Here is a 25,663-nt window from a genome sequence, read left to right as displayed (position 1 = left end):
TGAATAAGCAACACTGAAGGAAATGCACATGTATTTTCAAAGACTCAAGTAAGACCTCGCTCCAATCAATAATTTTCTTATTATCATCATGAAATAGAATTTTTCACAAAAGGAACATTTTTCTAAATAAAATTTATAATTTCTCATTCTATTCTAATAAATATGTGCTATGATAAACGTTGTGAAAACGGATTTAGCGAATGATTTTCTAATACTTTTTGAAACTTTGAGTATGCTTCATCCGTCTATATAGTATAAAAATTTTTAATGAATGGAAGTGGATGTGACGTGACGAATAATCGACGATATCAACCAAAAAAAGCATCCATCAAAAGAATAGCTGTTTCTATTGTTTTGTTAATTGCAGTTATTACGGGTGCATACATGCTCGTGGCGAAAAATGATAAAGCAGCAAATGATAATGATCATATTAAAGTTCAAAATGTCCATAAAACAACGAAAGAAGATCCAACTAAAAAAAAGGATTCTGATCAACAGAATAGTGACGCTGATTCTGATAATCGTGCAGAAGGAACTGTAACAAAAGATATACCATCTAATGATGGGGATACAACGACAAAAGATTCTACCGATGTGATTATGCCTAAAAATGACACATCTGCTATTATTGCAAATGCTAAAACGCAAGTATATACGGTTATTACAGATTTACAACAAGGTTCAGGATTTTTGTTTGATAAAAAAGGGGATATCATTACAAATGCACACGTTGCAAAAGATGCTTCTTATGTGTTTGTCACAAATGAACACGGTCAAGAGTTTCAAGGACAGGTAATCGGTATTTCCAATAAAACAGATGTGGCATTAATTAGAGTGCCAGAACTAGTAGGAAAAGATCCACTTGTCTTGGATACAGCGCCTGCCAAAATAAATACACCAGTTATTGCGATTGGTAGCCCAAACAATAAAGGTGGCACCTCAACAGAAGGTAAAATCACAAGCATAGGGGCAGAATTTACAGATGAATATACGTATAGCGGACTATATGAAATGACAGCTCGATTACACGCAGGTTCTAGTGGCGGTCCTCTGATAAATGCACAAACTGGGAATGTTATTGGGATCAACTCGATCATCTTAACAGATCAACCCGAAATCGGTTATGCTATTCCTATTGGCAAAGTTATGTCTCTAATCACAAATTGGTCTAGCAAAGATGTTAAAATTGATCTTGAGGATGAACAAGATTTTCAAGATAATCATAAAGACGAGGCTTATTTAGGAAAAGCTTTAATAAAGGATTATATTGATGGATATTATGAATTGTTCCCATATGCCATCAAAAACAAAGCACAAAATTATTACGAGACATATATAATGCCGGGAAGCAATGCCATTAATACAGCGAAAAAAATGGTTGAAAGTTATTCAACAAAAGAGAAGAAATATAAGTCTTTGCAACATACGATTAACAAAATGAATATCTATGATGAATATGCAACGGCAGAAGTCAATTCAACATTTGTCTATACAGATAAAGCGACAAAACAAGAGCATAAGCTGCATGAAACAATTGTCTATACGATCGTGATTGATGATTATGGTGATTATCAATTTACGAATATCAACATTACAAGTTCGTCAGATGATGGCCAACAAACAAACACTGAAGATGGGGTCACTGAATCTAATAATACCCCTACTGATTCAAGTGGAAATAAAAATACTACAACAGATGATAACGATGCAACTTTAAATAAGCAAAGTGTTGATAAAACTAAGGATACGAAGAATTCAAATCAAAACAGTACCAATGATTTAAAAAATATACCAGTCAACAAGTAATGATTCTGATTAATAGAAAAGAAGCTTATTTAAAGTTTTAGCTTCAACTTCATCAGTGAAAAAATAAGGCATAGAATGCTGATATTGAACAGCATTCTGTGCCTTTTATAATTATTTTTAAGGTATTGGATTCAAACTTTAGAAGAACTTTGAGGGACGTTGATAGGCATCCCACACTGACTTAAATTTGACCTGTCCTGAATAAACAAACATCGAACGAAGGAAAAGCATATGTATTTTGAGGAGCCGATCATCCAACATAACCACAGCGAGAGAGTTTATAATGGAGTGAAAATATAGGATTTTGATATTACGCTAATAGTTATTTGGATTTTTTTCCCTTACCGACCATGCCTGTTATAAAATAAACCGTCATGGGTTTAGTTCCTAAACTTATGATTGAAAAAGTTTTTTATAGAAAAAATCCCTACATAAAAAACTTTATTTGAAAAGTCCTTTATGTAGGGATTCCGTTGGATGTTGTTGAATAGTTGGAATTTAAATAATTTGATTAACGAACTGTACCATAGCTGTGTACGTAGTATTTCCAGTAAGTGCTCATTGTTTGGTATTGGACATGACTACCAGCAGCATGTACTAACATACCTTTACCAGCATAAATAGCAACGTGCGTAATAGCACCGCCACCAACATTGAAGAATACTAAATCACCTGGTTGAGGATTATTTGTATATTTTACAGCAGCTCGTTGTGCGCGACTCGTGCGTGGTAAAGAAATGCCGTTTTTAGCATAAACATAACGAGTAAAACCACTGCAATCAAAACCTGAAGGAGTAGTGCCACCATAAACATAAGGAACGCCAAGATATTTCTTACCAGTACTTACGATATTGCTTAGTCCAGCTTCTGCTGATGCTTTTTTAACACCAGAGCCCTTTTTTAGATAGGCAGCTGACATCCAGCCTTTTTTACCTTTAACAGTTACTTTAAACCAAGTTTTGCCTTTAGCAACTGTCTTGTAGCTTGCTTTTACAGTTGTGTTCTTCTTGATGTATGCTAGAGCCTTTGAACTTGTAGTAGCATCTGCACGTAATGTCAATGAACTAGCTGTAACATGATATTTTCCGCTAATTTTTGTTACTTTAGGGTTTGAAACTTTTTGGATTACATTAGTAGTTTTCGCTGTAGTAGATGTTGATTGGTTGTTTTCTGCTGCGTTAACATGACCAAAGCTGATTGTTAATGCTAATGCGCCTGAAGCGATCGCTGTAAATACTGCTCTCTTATTCATCAAATTCCTCCAACTGATTTCAACAATGTTTATGTATATAAAACAATTGTCTATAATTTTTAATAATCACAGATATAACTTTATAAAAAATATTGGAGAAAGACAACGCAATTTCATTTACAGTTATATTACAGTTGTGTAACAAGGTATAGAGATTTCGATTTTATCCTGCATTGATTGACAAATCTCTCACGACAGGACTTCAGCCAAAGCAAGAGAATAGACATTTTTAGTTGCACTTGTTTTTTACAAGAATTTACACGTGATTTATGCTTGTATATCAAAAATAGTATGCTAGGCTACTTCTAGCATACTATTCCCCTTTAAAACAAATTTTTTAGGTAATATGAAATTAGTCTAGATTATTTTGGGAATTTCTCGAAATTAGTATTTTAAATCATAGAATCGTTTGTAACTATCAAGGTGGCTTTTCCAGTAAGAATCATTAACAGAAGAAACTTGTACATAATCGCCACCAGCATGAATAAATTGACCGTTCCCAATATAGATACCTAAATGGGAAATTCCTTGTTTGTACGTATTTTTAAAGAATACTAAATCGCCAGCTTTAGGTGATGAAACATAGTATGATCTTGCTTCGTAACCAGCAGCGCTTGTTCTTACAATATTGCTATATCCTGCTTGCTTATATACATAGTAGATAAAACCACTGCAGTCAAAGCCACTTGCAGAAGATCCTCCCCATACATAAGGTATACCTTGCAAAGAAAGTGCTAGATTCATAGCTGTTTTCACTACTTTGGAAGATGGTTGTTGAACAACAGTAGGATTGGAAACAGTGGTTGTATTTTCTTTTTGTTGTTGGCTAGTTGTACCTGTATTTTTGACCGCTAATACTTGTCCTACCCGAATAAGACTGGAAGTTAAGCCATTCCATGATTTTAACTGAGTAACCGTAATCCCAAATTTGTTTGCAATAGTTGAAAGTGTGTCACCAGCAACAACGGTGTATTTGGAAGTGGATTTAGAAGTTACCGATGTTTTTTTCTTGGAACTACTTGAAGTCGTACTTGAAGTACTGCTTCCAGGAATTTTTAATAGTTGCCCAACATAGATGGTATTATTTTTTAGATTATTCTTTTTTTGAATGGCGTCAACTGTCACTTTATATTTAGTCGCGATCTTTCCTAAATAATCACCAGATTTTACTTTGTAGGTGGTTGTTTTTCCATTGCTTGTTGTGCTAGTAGTAGTTGTCTTTTTGGTAGTTGTTGTACTAGCAACTTTGACTGTAGACGTACCAGGTATTTTCAATGTCTGTCCAACGTAAATTTTGTCATTTGTAAGACTATTTGCTTTCATAAGTGATGATAACGAAATATTGTGTTCAGCTGCAATCTTCGCTAAATAATCACCAGACTTCACCTTATAGGTGGATGTTTTTTTCGTCGCCGTTTTTGTATTTTTGTTGGCTGAGGCAGTGCTTACCTTTGAAACTGTTGTATTTTTAGTTTTAATTTTTTGCCCAACATAGATCATATCCGAAGTAAGATGATTCAATTTCTTAAGCTGAGATACTGTCGTTTTATATTTTTGAGCAATGACATATAAAGAATCTCCACTTTTGACCTTATATGTACTGGTACTTGCTTGTGCATCTTGTCCATTCACTACTAATGCAGTAGCTCCGAATGCTAGAACAGAATATACAGCTTTTTTCACAAAAATCACTCCCTTTTGTTAGATGAAAGCGTACAAATATTGTTAGTTTCATTGTAGTTAAAAATGAAAACGAAAACAATCCAGATAGAAAAAAAGGGAAATTTGATAGATCAATGAAAATATATTTTTGAATATAGAATCGAAAAAGTGTGAAAAAAGGACTACAGATGAATGCTGGTGTTGAATTTGATAAGGATTTGTATCAATAGAGTAGTTGGGTGTATAAAATAAGGAGATTTAAGATACTTATTCTACAACTAGATTAGTAACAATCCGCAGACTCTGATTTTGAGATGAATCGACAACAAAGAACCGCTAACAAGGGAATTAGCGGTTCTTTGCAAGAGCTGAGGAGGTTAATGGTTTCTTGTGTATAGATATTTTATTTCAATATAGAAATAAGCAATGAATAATGGAATAGTGTTTTACATTGAGGCGAATATATGTAAATCACTACAGTTCAAGCATGCCCTAAATTAATAAATTCCAAACGTAAACGTTCTTTATTTTACAGATAATTGTGATTTTTCAGCTCGTTTATGATATAAATATTTACCTTTATAGGGTGTAGTAGTAGAATGTAGTCTAATAATTAAAAACATTCAAAAGAATAGTTCAAGATAAAGATGGAGGAAATGGAATGTCTGTCCAAAATATTATGCGTAATTTAATTGTAGAAACACCTTCACAGCCCGGTAATTTAGCAAAGGTTGCAAAAGCAATTGGGGATCAAGGTGGTAATATAGGTGATATTAAAACGCTAAAAATTGGTACATTATCTACCGTTCGGGATATTTCATGTACATGTGAGGATTTAGCACAGTTAGATGAAATTGTGAAAGCGATTAATAAGCTCAAATATATTTCAGTTCGTGCAGTTTCGGATGATGTGATGAAAGCGCATGAAGGCGGAAAAATACACATGACGAGTAAAATCGATGTCCGTTCAGTTGGCGATTTACGTCGAATTTATACACCAGGCGTTGCAAGTGTTTGTCAAGAAATTCATCGTTCACCCGAAAAAGCACATTATTTCACAAGTATTGGAAATACAGTGGCGATTGTGACAGATGGTACGGCCATTCTTGGGTTAGGTAATATTGGTTCAGTAGCAGGTATGCCAGTAATGGAAGGAAAAGCGGTATTGTTTGATCAGTTTGCTGGAATTAGTGGAGTACCCATTTTATTGAATACAAGCGATCCAGACGAAGTAGTTGAAACGATTGGACATATTGCACAAGGGTTTGGCGGTATTTTATTAGAAGATATTGGTTCACCACATTGTTTTGAAATAGAAGAGCGCTTGAAAAAAGATTTGACAATTCCAGTCATGCATGATGACCAACATGGAACAGCGGTTGTCACATTGGCTGCAGCACTGTCAGCATGTCGTTATACGGGGATTAATTTAAAACAAGCAGTAGTTGGTCAAATTGGGCTTGGTGCAGCTGGATTAGCCATTTCTCGAATGTTATTAGAATATGGTGTCAAAGAAGTATGCGGTAGTGATCTACAAGAAAGTTCACTCGTTAGACTTAGAAGTTTTGGTGGAACGGTGATGAACTCCATTGAGGAATTAATGGAACACTGCGATATTATTATTGCTACAACAGGTGTGAGCGGTTTGATCAAACCAGAATTGGTACGCAAGGGTCAAATTATTTTGGCACTGTCAAATCCATTCCCGGAAATAACGCCGGAAGATGCACTTGAAGCAGGAGCAGCATATGCGGCTGATGGTCGACTTGTCAATAATGTCTTGGGCTTCCCAGGAATTTTCCGCGGAGCATTGAATGCAAGCGCAAAAAGTATTACATATCCAATGCTACTAGCTGCTGCTAAAGCTATCGTAGATGCTACACATAATGGCGATCTAGTGCCGCATCCATTAGATCCAAATGTTCACGCGGCCGTTGCAAAAGCTGTAGAACGTGTCGCTCTAAAAGAAGTGAACGAAAAAGTGACTATATGATAAGAAAAAACTTTTTGGAGAAAAAGAAACCACTCAAGAACTACTTCTAAAGAGATGTATTCACTAAAGCTGTGTTCCTTCAAAAGGACATACAGCCAAAAAACATATAACTCAAAAGCACGAATGGTTTGATAATCATATACAACCTCGAAAGTTAAACTAAAAATCTGACTTTGTGGATGTGGTACGATTATCAATCAACATTCGTGCTTTTTACCGCGCAGTTTTTTTACAAAAACCTATGGGATAATCTAGCAATCTTTCTTTTTAGCCTATATATAAGCAGGCAGTAAGTCTTCCATTTCAAAATGCAACTTCATTTTTGAAATCAATCACTTAACCTATTTGTTTTGTTGTTAGATTCTCAACTTTGAACACGCGTCCATAGTCATCTTTGTAGACGATATGTTCGCTATTAAATTTGGTTGGGGAGTCTAAACCAGCTGCTGCTGCTACCCTGAACAAACCTTTCCGCATAGTAATGATGTAGTTGGTCACACGGTATTTTTTTTCTTCAACGATTAAACCATTTTGTAATTTGGGATTCGTTGTTGCAACACCCGCAGGACATTCATTCGTGTGACAACGTTGTGCCATAATACATCCAACTGAAATCATAAATCCGCGTGCAATATTGATTAGATCTGCGCCTAAGCCAAGGATAACCGCTGCACGGTCCGCAGTAATAATTTTACCAGAAGCGATAATCTTAACACGATCACGTACACCATGTTTAACAAGGGCATCATGTAAAAGAACAAGACTAGAATGAATAGGTAAACCAACGCTGTCAGCTAAATCTTGAAATGTTGCACCCGTACCGCCTTCACCACCATCGATTGTGATAAAATCTGGACCTTTACCAGATTCCTTCATATATGATGCAAGCGCTTCTGCATCATCAGGGCTACCTATTACGATTTTAATGCCGACAGGAAGACCGCCAGTTTCTCGAATCTGATCGATAAAATCAAATAGTGATGGTAGATCATTAAATTGATGGAAACGGTTTGGACTATTAATCGTTTTATAAGGTTCAACGTTACGAATTTTGGCGATTTCTTCCGTCACTTTTTCTGCTTCAACATGACCACCACGAGTTTTGGCACCTTGTGCAAGTTTTAATTCAAATGCTTTTACTTGAGGAATTGCTGCTTTTTCTTTTAATAATTCAAAACTGAATTCACCATCTTTTGTACGATAGCCAAATAAACCAGAGCCAATTTGAGCGATGATGTCAGCACCGCCAGCTAAATGATAATCAGAAAGTCCACCCTCACCAGTGTTCATCCATGAACCTTTTGCCATACTAATTCCTTTGGATAAAGCGGAAATAGCATTTTTTCCAAGTGCACCATAACTCATAGCAGATTGGCCGACTAAACTGCGGACAACAAATGGTTCACGACAATTTGGTCCAATCACAATAGCATCTTCTTCTGGAAGCAGCCAAGGTTGCACCGTTATTTTTTCTGTATGTTCTTTACGTTGAAATAATCCATCAGAATCGATAACATATTTTTGCGTTTCCACAGTTTGACTTTGGTCTACACGCATTTCATCTACTTGTTTAGTGAACATCGCATTGCGAATGTAGAATCCTGCTTCTTCAAAATTGCGTTTTGACCCATATCCAATGACATTTCCTAAGTATTTCCCAGGTAATACGACATGTAAAAAGTCTTCACGACTAAATGGTTTACCATCATGATCATCATCAAACAAATATTGTCGAAGTTCAGGTCCTATTTTTTCTGTAATATAACGTATTCTACCGAGAATTGGAAAATTTCGTAGAATTGCATGTTGTTTTTGCCGACGATCTATTATATATAAAACTAATAATAAGATTGCAGGAATAATGATAAAAATAGTTATTAGAATTAATAATATAGTTGAAAACATTTTATGATCTCCTAACCTCTAAAATCTATTTATAATTGTGTCTAACCTGTGAATTTATCTCAATAGCGTATTAAATATATCACATTTCGAGATAGATTCAAGCGTTTAAATTAAAAAGTTGAAGCATGATGAGAAAAATATTGCAAATACTTTCTTTAAGTAGAATATTTATCCCATATTAACAGGCAATGGACTCCATTTCAAGACTTAGGTAACAAGCAAAAATAATCCGAGGAACAGCTACTTGAAAAAGCCAAATTGATGCAACTCAACACAGTGAAGAAGAAGTTCATTTCCTAACCAACAGGTATAATTTATTGATCTTGATTCAGAAAATGTTTGATGCGACGAAAGCGTAGTGGCAGGAGCAAACCTTTTTTGTACCGAAAGCGTAAGCGACAGGTACAGAAGCTTCCCCCTATAAGAAAGCCAATGAAAAAGTCTAGTCATCTTCAAAAACATGGTGAAAATTAACTTTTCAAGGTCATAAAATGAAAGAAAAAATGGATTTTTATCAACAAAAATGGTGATTCTATGGTTTTTCAGCGACCTTCCTATGAGTAGTTGTTTTTCCTCATCCAGCGAAGTATACAAATATCTAGAGGAATAGAGGATCAAAGTCTTATGCCCTCGTATTTATGCCGCAACAGCTTCATGACCAACATCGTATTGCCCTAAGTCTTCGATGGATATCACGGATTTGGAAGAAGAGTTTTTCGAGCAGACCGAAGAAAAATCCGAACACTGGTTAGCTGGAGGTGTAATTGATATATATTTATATGCTAAAAGTTTATTTAGTTTCAAAGGATAGCTGTTAGCTGACAGGCAAAAATAGAAAATATATGGAGAAGGAGGTGGCGCATAAGGAAGATTCAATAATTGAAAAAAATTTTGGTTTTGGATAGATTAAGCAGCATTTAATGATAGTTCGTGATTTTTATATAGAAAAGTGGCTGTAGGCAAACTCTTTTATGAGCTTGTTTACAGCCTATTCATCTAAAAAAACATATTAGTTGGTTGTTACAGAATGGCTATCACTTTTTCTAAACAATGAAATCACGTAGCCGATAACTATGCCTACAATAGCAGGGATTAACCAGCCAATCCCTGCAGAGTAAAGGGGAATATTATTTAGAAAGTCTTCGTAACTTGTAAATGTAATTTTTGCCTGTTTAAGACCATCATAGACACTAACAAAGCTTGTGAAAATCAGTGCAGAAATGTAAACAGCACGTGCATCATTGAACCATTTTGAAACAAGTGTTAAGCACATTAATACGATTGCAAGTGGATAAATGGCAAGTAGTACGGGTAAAGAGATGGCAATCAATTGTTCTAGACCAATATTTGCGACAAAAGTTGAAAAAACTGTGAAGATCCATACCCAACCTTTATAAGAAATAGAAGGGAAGATTTTATGGAAGAACTCAGATGATGCAGTCATTAGTCCGATTGATGTCGTTAAACATGCCAGTAAAATAACAGCCGTCAATAAGATGTTTCCAAATTGTCCATAAAGTACATTTGCAGATTTTGTAATAATGTCTGCTCCGTTGTCAAATCCACCGATTGTTTTGAAACTTGATGAACCGATGTAGCCAAGTGACAGATAAACAAGTGCTAATCCAGCCGCTGCAATGAATGCCGCGAAGATAGTTGTTTTAACAACTGTTGGTTTATGTGTAATGTTTTTACCCTTTAAGGCTTCAACGATTACAATACCAAAGATCAAGGCGGCAAGGAAATCCATCGTCAAATAGCCTTGTATAAAACCTTCACCAAATGGATTTTTTACATATCCATTGATAGCCTTCCCAGAACCCTCCATTGGTGAAACAATTGCTTTCACAGCTAGTGCTGTAATGACGATTAAAAGCGCGGGAGTAAGTATTTTACCGACACGGTCAATCAGTTTGCTTGGATTCAGCGCGAAAAATATGGTGATCAAGAAGAAAACAATAGAGAAGATTAATAATGGTAAAAACGATGCTGCGGTTCCTTCTGATAAATAAGGTTTGATGCCTAATTCATAAGATACTGTACCTGTTCGAGGCAATGCAAAAAATGGTCCAATTGCAAGATACACAATGGCTGTAAAGATTACACCAAATAGAGGGCTAATGCGGCCCGCCATATCTTGTAGCTCACCACCTGATTTTGCCACTGTAATAACTCCTAATAATGGGAGACCAACACCAGTTATTAAGAATCCAATTATGGCTAAGACGAAATGATCACCGGACTGTTGACCAAGTAACGGTGGGAAAATAATGTTACCAGCACCTAGAAACAATGCAAATAACATAAAGCCGACTGAAATTTTTTCCCACAGAGAAAGATGTTGATTCTGCATAAAAAAGACTCCTTTTTAAAATATACTGCATGTAATATTTAGAAATAAATTTAAACCGGTCATACTAATTGTAAAAAGGTAATTAAATATTCGTTGTTATCTGAAAATTATAATTACAATAGTTATGAAAGACACTTGAATAGATTAACATGAATATGTCAATAATGAAACCTTAAATTTTATATAAAAAGAGAAAATTCAAGTTATTAGTATAAAATATCAAAAATTATAGAAGATTTAGAATGACCTATACCTTATTGCAAAGACATTGTGGCCTATTTTTGTTTGCAATGGCAAGTTCATTGTTATTATTCCTTAGAATGAACCAACAAATACAGCGAGTACGACAAAAGCTGTATTTAAAGAATATTTAGAGCACAAGATCTTCTTGCTGTCACAAATAACGAAATTGAAAAAATGTAAATGGGAATGAATCATATGTAGCATCAATTGAAGAATTTGATATAATTTATCAGCTGATTCGATAATTGTAGTGCGAAAATCAGTTGATGACACTTATTTTGAATAGATAAAATTGCATAATGAATATGGCTGAAAAATCATATGCGAATCGTTTAAATTAAATATTGAGATCGCTATACATAAAATAGAAAGTTTGATTTGTCCTTCTTCCTTATTAGCAAGCGTAAAATCATACGAATATGTAAAAGTAAAAAACATAATATGAAGCATGATTTCGAAAATAATGGAATATTTCAAGTATTTAATGGGTTAAAATAGTGGAAAGAATCGTATAGTATGAAAATAGTATTGTGTAAAGAAATTACTTGAAACAGAGTGTTATTTTCCTCAAATCATGCTATAATACTTCTTGTATTCAATAATGATTAGCATTTGAATGCGCTTTTAAGGTGCATTTATTAATATACGTAGAGTTTTATAAGGAGGATGGGTAATATATGAATTACCTAGCATTAGTTGTGGCCTTTGTTGCTTCAATTCTTTTGACTCCGATTGTTAAACGACTCGCATACCGAATCGGTGCTGTTGATAAACCAAATTATCGTAAAGTGCATAATCATGTTATGCCAAGACTTGGCGGACTGGCTATTTTCATAGCTTTTTTAATGGGAATAGTGATTGCACAACCGATGGATGACTCAATGATTGCCATTCTAATTGGAAGCTTTGTTATTGTTGTAACAGGTATTCTTGATGATATGTTTGAAATTACTCCGAAGGCAAAGCTTATTGGGCAAACAATTGCTGCGGCAATCGTTATTTTCTTTGGTGGTGTTCAAATTGATTTTATCAATTTACCATTTGGCGGTAAATTATTTTTTGGATATTTGAGTATCCCATTAACTTTAATTTGGATTGTTGGCATTACGAATGCGATTAACTTAATAGATGGATTAGATGGCCTTGCTGCAGGTGTTTCCACGATTGCGCTGATTACACTTGCTACAATGGCATTCATAATGTCGAATGTATTTGTACTTGTCATGGCACTAATCCTTGCCGCAAGCACATGTGGTTTCTTATTTTATAATTTCCACCCAGCTAAGATTTTTATGGGGGATACCGGAGCTCTGTTTCTTGGGTTTATGATTTCTGTTCTGGCTTTGCTTGGATTTAAAAACGTAGCATTTGTTTCATTAGTTATTCCAATTGTGATGTTAGGTGTGCCTATTTCAGATACTTTCTTTGCTATTGTGCGTCGTTTGTTAAACAAACAACCACCATTTAGCCCAGATAAATCTCACTTACATCATCGTTTGATGAGTATCGGTTTTACACATCGTCAAACAGTCTTACTCATTTATGGAATTGCTACAATGTTTGGTTTAGCGGCAATTATCTTCTCAATGGCAAAACTTTGGGGAGCAATTCTTTTAATTGCTGTGATTCTAATTGCAATTGAACTGTTTGTCGAAGCGATTGGACTAGCTGGACAAAATTATCGTCCATTGTTGAATCTTGTTCGTAAAAAATAAAGTTTTATAAAATATTAGGGTGAGCTAAAAGGTCTAGAGAAGTGGTTGATCTTTTAGTTCACTCTTTTTTTATCCAAGTATTAAATAAGCTATAAGAGAGACTCCTAACCGTAGGAGCTTATAGGGCTTGGCTTATAAGGTAATCTGAAGAATACTCTTCAGGGGTTTGTAGAAAATCCTCAAACTTTAAATTATAAAATGAATGGGCTGAAGTCCAACGATTGAAGAATATACTGGGTGTGCAAGGCAAAATTGTGGATAAGGTTGTGGAATTGTTGATAATTTCAGAATATTTCTAAAATTTATCAACATAAATTGTGGATAATATCCTAAATGGCTGTAACAACTGTGGATATACTATTTTACAAAATAAACTTTCACAAGTGATTATTTGCAAGCTAGCATATCTATTGGTGAAAAAGACATTTAGTTATTGTAATGCCTTTCTATCCCTCATTAGCAGGTAATAGTAAGCCTATTTAAGGAAAATAAATAATTGCCTATAAAAGTCGTTTGATTCATCAAAAAACAGTGGAGGTTAAGTCCTCCACTGTTTAAAAAGCTTCACTTTATTATTGGTTAGTATTTGATGAATTATTCGAATCGTAATTTGAGCTAAAACCACTTCCAGAATTAGAACCGCTATAATCTGAATTAGATTGATAATCAGATCCATACCCGCTGTTACTATTTGTGTTTGTCGAATTTGTATCCGTTCCGCTGGTATCATCAGAAGAATTGTTTTGAGAGTTGTTCAGTTCATCTTCAGATAGCTCTAAATGATTTTGTAATGTTTGTTTTATTTCTAAAAGATTGTTGGGATCTAATTTGTAATAGTAAATACCCGTTGACATATCATCAGAACCTTTTAATGAAAGAGAGTCAACTTGTGGCATTCCATTTTTTATATAGGCGGCAAGTGACTTCATTTCATTAAACGTCATGTTTGTTTTCATATTATTACCGACTGCTTCTAATATATCGTCATATTTTGTCAATGATGATACAGACGAAGCCTTTTTAAGAATCGCCTCTAAAATCATTTGTTGGCGTTCGCCACGTTTAATATCATTATCTTGATGTCGTGTTCGAGCCAGCGCTAAAGCTTCTCGACCATTAACAACTTGCTTGCCAGGTTTTAAATTCACCGTACGTTTATCATTTTCATCCAATTCATGTAATTCATATGGAACATCCACTTCAATACCACCAAGAGCATCCACGATATCGATGAAAGCATCGAAATTTACGCGGAAGTAATAATCTACGGGAACATTTAATAAATTTTCTACAGTATCAATGGTTGCCTGTGTCCCACCATATGCGTGGGCATGAGTGATTTTGTCTTCATGTCCAACATAAGGGATGTAGACATATGAATCACGTGGAATACTTAGTAATTTCACGGATTTATCTTTATTATTTAATGTAGCTAACATTAAAGCATCTGAGCGGGAATGATCTGAACCTTGTTCACGTGCTTTACTATCATCAATACCGACAAATAGTATGGAGATATTGTCTTTTAAAGGCTCCACCTTTTCTTGCCGCAATTCAGATTTTTCACGCGTATTATTTTTATCAAATGCTTTATTGGCAGCTTTTTCACTTTGCTTGAAAAGGTAAAAAGCATAAGAACCAGCTGTGATGATCATTAAAGCAATAAGTATTAAGAAGGTTTTTAAAACGACGTGTTTTTTCTTCTTTTTTACTGATTTTTTGGCCTTTTTCTCCTTTTTCGCCTGCACTCTAGAATTTGTCATATATATTCTCCTCTAATATAGGAATACTAAAATTACATATTGTATTTGACGCTGATTTTAAATAGAAAGTTTCCGCTTTTTCGTATAACGGATTTAATTATACTATGGAGAATTCAATCAGTAAAATTAATTTTTAGTTACTTTTTTCAAACTCTAAAAATAATATGTCATCACGTGTAATAGTAGCTTGTCCATTTGTCATTTCTACCAGCCATTCAGTAAACGAGGATTCTTCCTCTTTCGGTACAAAAACAAAAAATTCTACTCGATCTGCATAATTTATATTTTTTATTGAATAGGGAGAATTTCGAATTTCGTTTTCAAGCTTTCCTAGCCAAACATAGTCGACCACAATTTTCATAAGATGATGCAGGCGTCGTTCAACAATACCACTAGCATCAATTCCCGCAGTAGTTGCTTTCCCGTAAGCTCGGACCAATCCACCTGCGCCTAATTTAATGCCTCCAAAGTAGCGAGTAATAACAACTACAGTATCTTTTAAATGTTGTTTCTTTAATACTTCTAATATCGGGACGCCAGCAGTGCCACTTGGCTCACCATCATCACTGGCTTTTTGAATTTGATCCTGTTCGCCAATCAAATAGGCTGAGCAATTATGAGTAGCTGAACGATGTGCCTTTTTTATGGATTGGATAAAATCAATCGCCTGTTGCTCAGTTTCTACCCTTTTACAGTTCGCGATAAATCTAGACTTTGATATAACTATTTCGCTATTTCCATCTTTTTTTAGTGTTAAATAATTTTTTCGCATGTTACACTCCTCATACAAATGGTATTATTCGAATGAAACCTTTAACATATTTTTGACATCATAATTTAATAGTCTTAGGTCTGATAAATGATATAATAATGCCGGGGGTACAGTAGAAAAGATACAAATTTTAATGTATACTATGTATATTTTTATATGTATTATTTATTCTAAATGTAGCACAAAAAGTAAGGGTGATGTGAATGATAAATGATAAAATCGATTTGAAATCACTAGATTTGATCTTCAATCGAATGGTAAAAACGATTGATGAATCAAAAAATGACATCTTTACGATTAGTGAGCAAAGTCGCCGAACTTTTGAAGAGATGAAGCTTGAATTAGAGGAAGTTCGAACTAAAATAGAGAATTTAATATGTGAAAACGATGTATTAGAAAAGAAATCTAGACTTTCAAGACGTCGTTTAGCAGAAGTATCGAAAAATTTTAAAATATTCTCAGAAGAGGAAATTCACAAAGCCTATGATCAAGCGAATCAAATACAAATTCGTTACTCCGTCCTCCAAGCCGAAGAAAAGCAACTTAGAGAAAAAAGGGATGATTTAGAAAGACGAATGCGCAGCTTACTTGACACCATAGAAAGGGCTGACCACCTGGTAAACCAAGTGAATGTTGTTCTAAATTATTTGACTTTCGATCTAAAGCATATTGGACCAGCACTGGAAAATGCTAAAATGAGAGAAGAATACACGATTAAAATCATTGAAGCAACAGAAGAAGAAAGAAAGCGAATTTCAAGGGAAATACATGATGGTCCTGCACAAATGCTTGCAAACGTTTTACTAAGGACTGATTTAATTAGTCGCACCTATCAAGAAAGAGGTATTGAACAAGCACTTCAGGAAATATTAGAATTAAAGGAAATGGTTCGCGATGCTCTGCACGAAGTACGACGCATTATCTATGATTTGCGTCCTATGGCTTTAGATGACTTAGGAATTGTACCAACTTTGAAAAAATATTTGAATTCTGTGGAAGGCTATAACAAAGGAACTACTGTGCATTTTAATTCAATAGGTGAACCAATACGCATAGGTACAAATTATGAGGTAGCTGTTTTTAGGTTAGTCCAGGAATGTGTTAATAATGCTATAAAACATGGCAAAGCGCATACTGTATCAGTAAATTTTGAGTGGCGTAAAGAACACGTCAATATTACTATTAAGGACAATGGTATCGGGTTCGATACAAATATTGTAAAAAAGAATTCGTTTGGTTTAATTGGTATGCGAGAAAGAGTCGAATTATTAAATGGCGAAATGAATCTAACATCAGCTGAAAATAAAGGTACGCGTATTATGTTTAAAATCCCAATTGATCCAGACAAAGAATTGAAAAAAACGAACCGAATTTAGGAGGATATTTTCATGACGAAAATTATTATTGTAGATGACCACCAATTATTCCGCGAAGGAGTAAAACGTATTTTAGATTTTGAGGATACTTTTGATGTAGTTGCAGAGGGTGATGACGGTTTAGATGTCATGCGTCTTTATGAAGAATACCAACCAGATGTTATATTGATGGATATCAATATGCCACAAAAAAACGGTGTAGAAGCTACTGCTGAACTACTCGAAAAATACCCAGATGCAAAAGTCATCATCCTTTCAATCCATGATGATGAATCTTATGTTTCACATGCATTAAAATCTGGTGCATTGGGTTACATGCTGAAAGAAATGGATGCAGATGAAATCATAGAAGCCATTAAAATCGTAGCTGCTGGTGGTTCATACTTACATCCAAAAGTAACGCGTAATTTAGTGGCTGAATATCGTCGCCTAAGCGAACGTGAAAACAAAGGCTCATTCCATCAAACAGAGATTCGTCGTCCATTCCATCTATTGACAAAACGTGAATGTGAAGTTTTACAACTTTTAACGGATGGACAAAGTAACCGAGCAATTGGCGAAACGTTATTTATTTCTGAGAAAACGGTTAAAAACCATGTATCAAGTATTCTACAAAAAATGAATGTAAACGATCGCACACAAGCAGTCGTAACAGCCATAAAAAATGGATGGGTAGAAGTGCGATAATTATCAATATTTCGGATCTGGCTAGAGTGATGGTGTAACAACCGTTGCCCTAGCCTTTTTCATTTTCCCTCGTATGGATAGACAACAAGCTCCCGCTTCAAAACACCAGTAAAACAAAGCATAAGTACGACTAGTGACAGCCTGATTGGTTCAACTAGCACGGGATGAAGCAACCCTTCCACCATGGTAAAGTTTCACTGTATTTATAAGATTTTCTTTGAATGGAAGTTTTGCTTTGTACTTCAAAAAAACACTCTGATGACATAGAAATATATTTTGGATTATACTAATTGAGTGTATTTGAAACTTTATACGTGATATACATATTCGAAACTTATTTATATCTAGTACGTCTTAATCATGGACGAAATTGTAGATATGACGAATCAGGTGTGTTGATAAGGAAAAGTAGGACGAAAATCGGGTGTAATCCTGAAAAACTCTCTATTTTTCAAGCTACCTTATGGGTAGAATTGGATAATCAGCATATCTGATGATGAATTATAAAAAAATATGGGTATCCTAAACTTCAAAGAGAAAGTAGGAGGGAAATCAATGAATTTCAAAAAAATAGCACTGTTCGGGATCTGTGCCTTAATGCTTGTGCTTGCAGCCTGTGGCAATAATAATGATGGTGCTAAAGATAATAATTCTGGCTCTACAAAAGATAGCGATTATGCATCACAAGATAATTCGATCAATCATGGCGTGTCAGATACCAAACAAAACACTGAAGCTACCAAAACGACAGAAAAAGAAGATTCGACAGCAGATAAAAGTGAAGACCAGACAACATCTGATTCATCTAGCGACGACGAAGAAAAGGTCGGTTTCGAATTAGACTCTGATGGTAAAGTAAGTGAGGCCGAATCAGTACCAGCCGATGAGAAGAAGGCCATCCTTGCAGATTTTGACGAATATATAGATGCATTCAATGCTAAAGATATCAATCGTTACGCCAAAACATTAGCAGAAAATCCAAAGGGCTTTAACTATGATGAAGAAATCGATTATACGAAACAAGCATTTAAAGACTACGATGTAAAACGAACTGCTAAAAATGTAACAATAAAAAAATACAAAGAAAATTATGCAGAAGTTTTTGCGAATATTAAAACAGTAGTAAAACAAGGTGACCAATCATTCACACAACCCTTAAATCAAGTAACCGTGCTAATCAAGGAAGATGGCAAATGGGGGATCTCAGCTGTCTATGTAATGGGAACAAAAGAATAATCCACGATTTGATAAAAATGTAAGGAACCACATCCTTACATTTTTTTATGGTGGAAAAATTACTCATTGAAGATGGTCAGCTATGAGGGACTCTCAAATCGTAGAAAATTGTATTTTTTTAGAGAGAACGTTCTCCTGGATTTTCGAAAAAGGGGTTAATCCATGGAAAATAGGTATCAATCTATAGGAGACGAGTGACCATCCACGGAAAGTCGGGAGCCATCCACGGAAGTCCGGAGCCATCCACGGAAAGCGGGGATCTATCCACGGAAGTCGGGAGCCAATCCACGGAAAGTCGGGAGCCATCCACGGAATATCGTCTCCAATCCACGGAAAAACGAATTGTATCCACGAACCGGAAAACTTAAGTCCTCCGAAATAGTATTAGGATCAGCCAACTCTGTCTCATCTACAAAATGAAGTAAATAGGGTCATTCCCCATAATAAAGTACTCTCAAATCATAGAAGATTGTCTGATTCCTATAGAATGTCCTCTTGAATTTCCTTAAAATGAGTTGATCCACGGGAAATATGCTCCAATCCATGGGAAATGCCATGCCATCCATGGAAAACGGATGTCAATCCACGGAATATCGTCTCCAATCCTCGGAAAAATGAATTGTATCCACGGACGAAATAATTTAAGTCCTAAAACAAGCATACAACTCCTCAATCCTCCAAATATAATTCACAAATAAAAAATTCTTCATCGAAAGTAGCACATGTATAGATTCTCTCCATTTCAATATTGTTATTTGACTTATTGTTAGAAATCGGTAAAACTAAATGCTAGAAATCTTTTTCATTGAACATTCAAAGAGATATACTATAAAATGAAGAACTAGGTAGGAGAGTGAATGAATAATGACAACAGCCGTTGTAACAGATAGTACAGCCTACTTGTCCAAAGCTGAAGAACAACAATACAATATTCACGTAGTACCGCTTAGTGTTATTTTTGACAAAGAGACATATGCGGAGGGCGTCGATATAGACGTTGCTACTTTTTATGATAAAGTTCGAGAAGCGAAGGAGCTTCCAAAGACTTCTCAACCACCAATTGGCGAGTTTGTTTCTTTATTTGAAAAATTAGCAAAAGACTATGATGAAATCGTGACGATTCACTTATCTAGTGGTATTAGTGGTACATATCAAGGAGCGGTTCAAGCGGGGGAAATCGTCGAAGATGTCGATGTTTATGGCTTTGACAGTGAAATCGCCTGTGCTGTTCAAGGTTTTTACGTTATTGAAGCTGCTAAAATGGCACAACAAGGTGCTTCCGCAAAAGAAATTATTACCAAGCTTGATGAGATGAAACAAGAAATGCGTGCATATTTCATGGTAGATGATTTGTCTCATTTGCAGCGCGGTGGCCGACTTTCTGCAGCATCTGCATTAATCGGTGGTTTATTGCAGGTCAAGCCTATTTTGCATTTTCAAAACAAAGTGATTGTCCCATTTGAAAAAATCCGTACTCGTAAACGTGCGTTAAAGCGTGTTGAGGAATTATTAGGTGAGGATGTTGCAGTGCATCCGAATATTGAAGCAACAGTGATTCATGCCAATTGTGAAGCGGAAGGACAAGAATGGCTCGAAACATTGCAAGCAAAATATCCATCTGTACATTTCAAACTAAGCTATTTTGGTCCAGTTATCGGTACACATTTAGGAGAAGGATCACTTGGGTTAGGTTGGTATAAAAAATAATAGTAAAATATGAATCTCACTAAGATTTCTTAGTGAGATTTTTGCATAATTAAAAGTCAAGAAATTACCTATTATTTAGCAGTAAGAAAGAATTTTTTAAATATAGAAGGGATAGATTATTGAATTTACATACAGTTAGAAAATAGGAGATCATTAAAAAATGGTGAAATGGCCATTTTTAATGATAATAATTTGCTTTTTTAAATAAATATAATTAATACTAAAAAATCAAATTTTTATTAAAATGAACTTTTTCAACCGCTCTAGAAATTATCTATCTTAGTCTTCAAACTACAATTTCGTAGAACATTAAGTGTATCTAAATCATATTAAGGTGAGACTTCACACAATGCCTGATCGTATGTGATAAATTTCCTCCATCTTTATAATCCATAATAAAATCAAGAGAATTACCTAAAAAATCTCTTGCATTGCACTTCATGATTTTGTAATATAAACCCAATCCAACCCCAGAATTGGAGGAAAAACTTGCATTTTAAACTTAACAAGTCACAACCACTAAAAAATTTGTACGTCCCACACCATTTGATAAACGACCAGCTTCGCGACTTCTTAATGGGACGTTTATGGCTTTACGAGCATTTACCTTTCTTAAAGGAAACTATCCACCAACATATCAAGATGGGCTATATTCAAACAATACCAGGTATACGTATGATCCCCACCACTCACAAATTATTCTCAAATAAGAAATACATTTGCAATCGCTGCCACAACGAAAATCCAGAGTTCTTTGCCCATTTCAATTGTGCGAAGTGTCAACAGATCTGCGTATATTGTCGACACTGCATCAAGATGGGAAGAGTAAGCAACTGTTCTAGTTTGGTCAAATGGATCGGACCACAGCGAAAAAATTTATCATCGTACCATCCAAAATTAAACCGTTCACATTTATTCCGATGGAAAGGTGTTTTTACACCACAGCAGCAAAAGGCCTCAGAGGAACTGATCGATAGCGTCAAGAAGAATCTAGTGCATCTATTGCATGCGGTTTGCGGATCTGGAAAAACGGAGATTCTGTTTCCGGTTGTAGCAGAATGTCTGATGCAGCATAAGCGAGTTTGTGTTGCTACGCCACGAACAGATGTTGTATTAGAATTAGCACCACGTTTTCAAAAAGTATTTCCAAACATTTTTATACAAGCATTATACGGAGGAGCAACAGTAGAAAAACGTTATTCTCCCCTGATTATTGCAACGACGCATCAATTGTATCGATTTGAAGAAGTCTTTGATGTTGTGATAGTCGATGAGGCGGATGCCTTCCCGTATACATTCGATGAAACTTTACAGCAAGCAGTTGAGAAAGCGAAGAAGCCAGATGCCCCCATTCTATATGTCACGGCGACACCATCTGATGAATTAAAGGAAAAGGTGGAAAAGTTGAAAGGAGGATATTCGTTTATTCCGAGGCGATACCATGGTCATCCGCTTCTAGTACCACGCTATGTTTCACTTTTCAACTATCAAAAACAAATAACAAAGGGCAAGATACCCAAAAAACTACGAGATTGGACAAGTTTAAGACTGACAAATGAAGAACCATTTCTCCTTTTCTTCCCAACAATCGAACTTATGGAGAAAGCCGTGCCATTATTTCAAAAATTACACCCAGCTATTGAAGCTGTCCATGCAGATGATCCTAATCGCAAGGAAAAGGTAGCTGCACTTCGAGAGAAAAAAGTACCTGGGTTACTAACGACAACCATCTTAGAAAGAGGGGTCACTATTCCAAAAGTACAAGTGGCAATCGTTGGCGCAGAAAGTGGTATTTTCACCGCAAGCGCACTCATTCAAATTGGTGGACGAGTAGGGCGTTCTGCCGACTGTCCAACTGGTGATCTGGTGTTTTTTCATCATGGCATTACCTTTGAAATGGATGAGGCACGAAAGGAGATCATGATGCTCAACGATATGGAGGTGCTTATGTAATGCGAGAGAAATTGCCACAGATGACCATCACTCGTTGCTACCTATGTGCCACGCCGTTACCAAATAAACTCACTTGGTGTAAACTACTTACTCAAACAAAGGCTCCCGTTGTTTGCGAAAAATGCCTCCGGAAATTTGAGCCAGTCACATGTCAACAGCAAAAATACAAGGATGTTACGGCAATATATCATTATAATGAGCCGATGAAAGATTTCTTGCATCAATATAAATTTATGAGGGATGTCGTATTGTCAAAAGTGTTTCGCGAACAAATTTCCCAGCATCTTAAAGATGAAAAAGCAACCATCGTTCCAATACCAATGCATCCTGAAAAATTAAAAGAAAGGACCTTTGCACATATCGATGAATTATTGAATGCTGCGAATATTCCCTTTACGCATTTATTGGAGAAAAAGCTCCCCACCACCCAATCAAGTAAATCGAAAAGAGAAAGGGAACAATCAGACCAGCTCTTCAGGCTAAAACAGCATGTCACCATTGAAAAGATACATTATGTTTTAGTAGATGATATTATCACAACGGGTACCACCATTAGACATGCGAAGTCACTATTATTAGAAGCAGGAGCAGAAAAGGTCACGGCCTTTACCCTTATTCAAGGTTGAAGCTTTACAAAGTTTAATCAAATACAAAAGACAGTCGCCAGTCTCGATTCCGTACCAGCAAGTAAATCATTGGACAGTCAATTTATCTTCGAAACATGATAAAAATCAACTTTTTCAGCTTATAAAATGAAAGAAAAGATCGTTTTGGCTCAATGAAAATAACGATTCTATCGTTTTTCAGCAGACTTATTCAAGGTCGAAAAAGATCCCATTTTTGAAGTATCTATATTTTGGAAAATCGATCATAAGCCTGAATAATTCACAACTTTTTGACAAAAATCGTAATTTCATAAAGAACATCAATTCTTAATAAGTACCCAAAGTCCTATTAATTTGTTATGATATAGCTAGAAAATCAATTTCCTATAAATAGATTATGGAAAATTACGTGGTAATGTCGACAATATGAATAAACGAAGATAAGGATATAATAGGAGGAACCAATATGGGGGAATTACGGAATTGTCCAAGATGCGGTGATTTCTTTAATTACACCGGCATCAGAGAGGTTTGCCCGAAGTGTGCAGCTGAAGAAGAAAAAATGTATGAAAAGGTGTATCGTTTTTTACGAAAAAGAGAAAACCGAGCAGCTACAGTAGATCGAATTGTCGAAGCAACAGGAGTAGAAAAAGAACTTTTATATAAATGGGTTAAAAAAAATAGATTACAACCAGCTCTATTTCCAAATCTAGGTTATCCATGTGATAATTGTGGTCGTTTAACAACAAAGGGAAAATTATGTGATAAATGTGCAAATGAGCTCAAATCGGATTTAAAAAAATTTGAAGCAGGTCAGGAATTCCGAAAAAATGTTGAAGAAAATTCCAAAGCGACTTATTTGGCAGAACGGCGAGATCGATAAAACCTTTTAAGAGCTTATCTATCATGAGTAACGTTTGCGCTTAATTTGATAAAGTGTCATCAGCTAAAAAAATCACGAACTAATGAAAACAATTGTTTTTGTTAGTTCTTTTTTTATTGGTGGATCGGCGTAAATCTCACCGCAAAGAATGGCATTTCATAAGGAAAAATAATCCTTCTTATAAAACTAAATCGTTCCATGGAAGAATAGGGTTCTATCCAGGGAGAAGAGTTCCAATCCATGGAAGAAGGGAGTCTATCCATGGAAGGAGAGCCCCAATCTACGGAAGTAGGTTCCATCCACGGAAGGAGAGATTCTATCCACGGAAGCAGGTTCCATCCACGGAAGGAGAGATTCCATCCACGGAAGCAGAGCCCCAATCCACGGAAGGAGAGATTCTATCCATGGAAGCAGAGGTCCAATCCACGGAAGAAGAAATTCCATCACGAAACAAGATTCTATTTATCCACGCAACCCACCTTTCGTCCATTTCACAAACAGATCCCCTTATAATAAACAAGTCATAAATCATCCATATCAAAATAGGGACAACGAGCAGATAATAGAAAAACAGCCAGTAGTAAAAAGTCTGATTGGTTCAGCTAACCATCAATGGGAGATGAAGAAAACCCTCATTGATGGAAGCTTCACTTTATCAAATTTTAAAAGGAAAATGGAACTATGGAGCCACTTGAATAATAGGAAGTCTTTCTCTATTCGGTTAATTTACTTAACATTACATAAACTTATCCGAAATAACATATAGAAAACGCTATAGATGAGGGGGCGTAAGAGATGAAAATATATAATTATGGTGTAAATAAGGTAAATCCTTATCAAAACCAATCATTAAAAACAGAACAAGTGAAAAAAAGTACTTTCAATGTAACAGATCAATTAGAGATTTCTTCAGCAGCTAAAGATTTACAAGGCATTAAGAGTTATGCTGATGAAAGAGCTGAGCGAGTTCAACAACTAAAAGAACAGATAGAATCTGGCAATTATCAGGTAGATGCCAAAAAACTTGCGTCGGATATGTTGAAATATTATCGTAAGTAGAAAAGGAGTTTGAGAAATGTCCATTGATCGACTATTAACCATTATGGATAAACTTGAGAAAATGCATAAGAGTCTACTCAAACTTTCTTATCATAAGACCGAACTGATCAAAGTTGGAGACATGAAAGGAATCGATCAAATGCTCAAGGATGAGCAAGCGCATGTAGCCGCGATTACACAGCTCGAGCAACAACGCCAGAAAGTGGTAACGGAATACTTAGGAGCTAAGGGGATTGCTCCATCTGGCCAAACGACAGTTGCCGATGTTATGGAAGTAGCTGATTCGCCGGAAGAAAAAGCCCAACTGGATGAAGTAAGAAAAAGACTATTATTAACGATTAAGACCCTAAAAAAGCAAAATGACTTGAATCAGAAATTAGTTTTCCAATCTTTACAATTTGTAAATATGACATTAGATTTATTACGTCCACAACCAGAACAAATCAATTATTCTAAAACGGAAGTACGAGGCAATAATATGTCAAAAGTACATTTCGATTCACAGGCATAAGCAGGATATTAATTGAAAATGAATTGATTTTTGTACAAATACTTGAAAATAAAACCGTATGAAACAAGGTTTATAAATTTGCCTTCATACGGTTATTTTAAATAAGATTTTATTCTAGTCTCATCTAAATAAAATAGGAAGTTACGAATATTGTAGATTCATCTAAAAAAAACATTATTTTA

At 35.4% G+C, this 25,663-nt stretch carries 18 protein-coding genes; 12 read left to right on the top strand and 6 right to left on the bottom strand.

Features of this window, described 5'->3' with window-relative positions; genetic code table 11:
- Window positions 1-288 precede the first annotated feature (288 nt).
- The gene (locus tag FEU33_RS12400) at window positions 289-1,806 is read left to right on the top strand and encodes a S1C family serine protease (RefSeq protein ID WP_186731395.1); all 1,518 of its coding nucleotides are present in this window, start codon (window positions 289-291) and stop codon (window positions 1,804-1,806) included.
- Between the two features lie 511 nt (window positions 1,807-2,317).
- Here FEU33_RS12400 and FEU33_RS12395 read toward each other — a convergent pair.
- On the bottom strand, window positions 2,318-3,058 hold the full coding sequence (locus tag FEU33_RS12395; protein WP_146549668.1) for a C40 family peptidase: 741 nt from the start codon (window positions 3,056-3,058) through the stop codon (window positions 2,318-2,320).
- A 384-nt stretch (window positions 3,059-3,442) separates the two neighbouring features.
- Window positions 3,443-4,741 carry a C40 family peptidase gene (locus FEU33_RS12390; protein WP_186731394.1) on the bottom strand — a complete coding sequence of 433 codons (1,299 nt, stop codon included), beginning with the start codon at window positions 4,739-4,741 and terminating at the stop codon, window positions 3,443-3,445.
- Window positions 4,742-5,381: 640 nt separating this feature from the next.
- Here FEU33_RS12390 and FEU33_RS12385 point away from each other — a divergent pair.
- Entirely contained in the window at window positions 5,382-6,713 is a 1,332-nt protein-coding gene (locus FEU33_RS12385) for an NAD-dependent malic enzyme (RefSeq protein ID WP_146549666.1), read from the top strand.
- Window positions 6,714-7,049: 336 nt separating this feature from the next.
- Here the strand turns inward: FEU33_RS12385 and FEU33_RS12380 are convergent, their stop codons facing one another.
- Window positions 7,050-8,618 (bottom strand): FMN-binding glutamate synthase family protein, encoded by a 1,569-nt coding sequence (locus tag FEU33_RS12380; protein WP_146549665.1) that lies wholly within the window; start codon window positions 8,616-8,618, stop codon window positions 7,050-7,052.
- A 1,009-nt stretch (window positions 8,619-9,627) separates the two neighbouring features.
- Entirely contained in the window at window positions 9,628-10,971 is a 1,344-nt protein-coding gene (brnQ, locus tag FEU33_RS12375) for a branched-chain amino acid transport system II carrier protein (protein ID WP_146549664.1), read from the bottom strand.
- A 920-nt stretch (window positions 10,972-11,891) separates the two neighbouring features.
- Here brnQ and FEU33_RS12370 point away from each other — a divergent pair.
- On the top strand, window positions 11,892-12,929 hold the full coding sequence (locus FEU33_RS12370) for a glycosyltransferase family 4 protein (RefSeq protein ID WP_146549663.1): 1,038 nt from the start codon (window positions 11,892-11,894) through the stop codon (window positions 12,927-12,929).
- A gap of 572 nt (window positions 12,930-13,501) precedes the next feature.
- On the opposite strand, the gene FEU33_RS12365 is transcribed toward FEU33_RS12370, so the two are convergent.
- Window positions 13,502-14,692: an LCP family protein gene (locus FEU33_RS12365; RefSeq protein ID WP_146549662.1), complete on the bottom strand. Its 1,191-nt coding sequence runs from the start codon at window positions 14,690-14,692 to the stop codon at window positions 13,502-13,504.
- A 133-nt stretch (window positions 14,693-14,825) separates the two neighbouring features.
- On the bottom strand, window positions 14,826-15,464 hold the full coding sequence (locus FEU33_RS12360) for a YigZ family protein (RefSeq protein ID WP_146549661.1): 639 nt from the start codon (window positions 15,462-15,464) through the stop codon (window positions 14,826-14,828).
- A gap of 203 nt (window positions 15,465-15,667) precedes the next feature.
- Here FEU33_RS12360 and FEU33_RS12355 point away from each other — a divergent pair, with 203 nt between their 5' ends.
- The 9 genes from FEU33_RS12355 (at window position 15,668) to FEU33_RS12315 (ending at window position 25,481) form a co-directional block, all read left to right on the top strand.
- Window positions 15,668-16,840 carry a sensor histidine kinase gene (locus FEU33_RS12355; RefSeq protein ID WP_146549660.1) on the top strand — a complete coding sequence of 391 codons (1,173 nt, stop codon included), beginning with the start codon at window positions 15,668-15,670 and terminating at the stop codon, window positions 16,838-16,840.
- A 12-nt stretch (window positions 16,841-16,852) separates the two neighbouring features.
- Window positions 16,853-17,527, top strand: a complete 675-nt coding sequence (locus tag FEU33_RS12350; protein WP_146549659.1) for a response regulator — start codon at window positions 16,853-16,855, stop codon at window positions 17,525-17,527.
- A 555-nt stretch (window positions 17,528-18,082) separates the two neighbouring features.
- Window positions 18,083-18,763: a nuclear transport factor 2 family protein gene (locus FEU33_RS12345; RefSeq protein ID WP_146549658.1), complete on the top strand. Its 681-nt coding sequence runs from the start codon at window positions 18,083-18,085 to the stop codon at window positions 18,761-18,763.
- An 864-nt stretch (window positions 18,764-19,627) separates the two neighbouring features.
- Window positions 19,628-20,470, top strand: coding sequence for a DegV family protein (locus FEU33_RS12340; RefSeq protein WP_146549657.1), 843 nt, complete (start codon window positions 19,628-19,630; stop codon window positions 20,468-20,470).
- 576 nt (window positions 20,471-21,046) lie between these two features.
- Complete coding sequence (locus tag FEU33_RS12335) at window positions 21,047-22,423, top strand: ATP-dependent helicase ComFA (RefSeq protein WP_146549992.1); 1,377 nt, start codon at window positions 21,047-21,049, stop codon at window positions 22,421-22,423.
- A complete protein-coding gene (locus FEU33_RS12330) occupies window positions 22,423-23,049 on the top strand; it encodes a ComF family protein (RefSeq protein ID WP_244951020.1) in 627 nt (208 codons plus the stop codon). Before FEU33_RS12335 ends, FEU33_RS12330 begins: the two co-directional genes overlap by 1 nt.
- 445 nt (window positions 23,050-23,494) lie before the next feature.
- Window positions 23,495-23,911: a TIGR03826 family flagellar region protein gene (locus FEU33_RS12325; RefSeq protein WP_146549656.1), complete on the top strand. Its 417-nt coding sequence runs from the start codon at window positions 23,495-23,497 to the stop codon at window positions 23,909-23,911.
- 795 nt (window positions 23,912-24,706) lie between these two features.
- Window positions 24,707-24,970 carry a flagellar biosynthesis anti-sigma factor FlgM gene (gene flgM, locus FEU33_RS12320; RefSeq protein ID WP_146549655.1) on the top strand — a complete coding sequence of 88 codons (264 nt, stop codon included), beginning with the start codon at window positions 24,707-24,709 and terminating at the stop codon, window positions 24,968-24,970.
- Between the two features lie 16 nt (window positions 24,971-24,986).
- Window positions 24,987-25,481: a flagellar protein FlgN gene (locus FEU33_RS12315; RefSeq protein WP_146549654.1), complete on the top strand. Its 495-nt coding sequence runs from the start codon at window positions 24,987-24,989 to the stop codon at window positions 25,479-25,481.
- Window positions 25,482-25,663: the final 182 nt, after the last annotated feature.

The organism is Rummeliibacillus suwonensis, from assembly GCF_007896435.1.
GTDB classification, from domain to species: domain Bacteria; phylum Bacillota; class Bacilli; order Bacillales_A; family Planococcaceae; genus Rummeliibacillus; species Rummeliibacillus suwonensis.
Note: the sequence above shows the minus strand (reverse complement) of the source record. Positions and strands in the feature narration are given on the sequence as shown.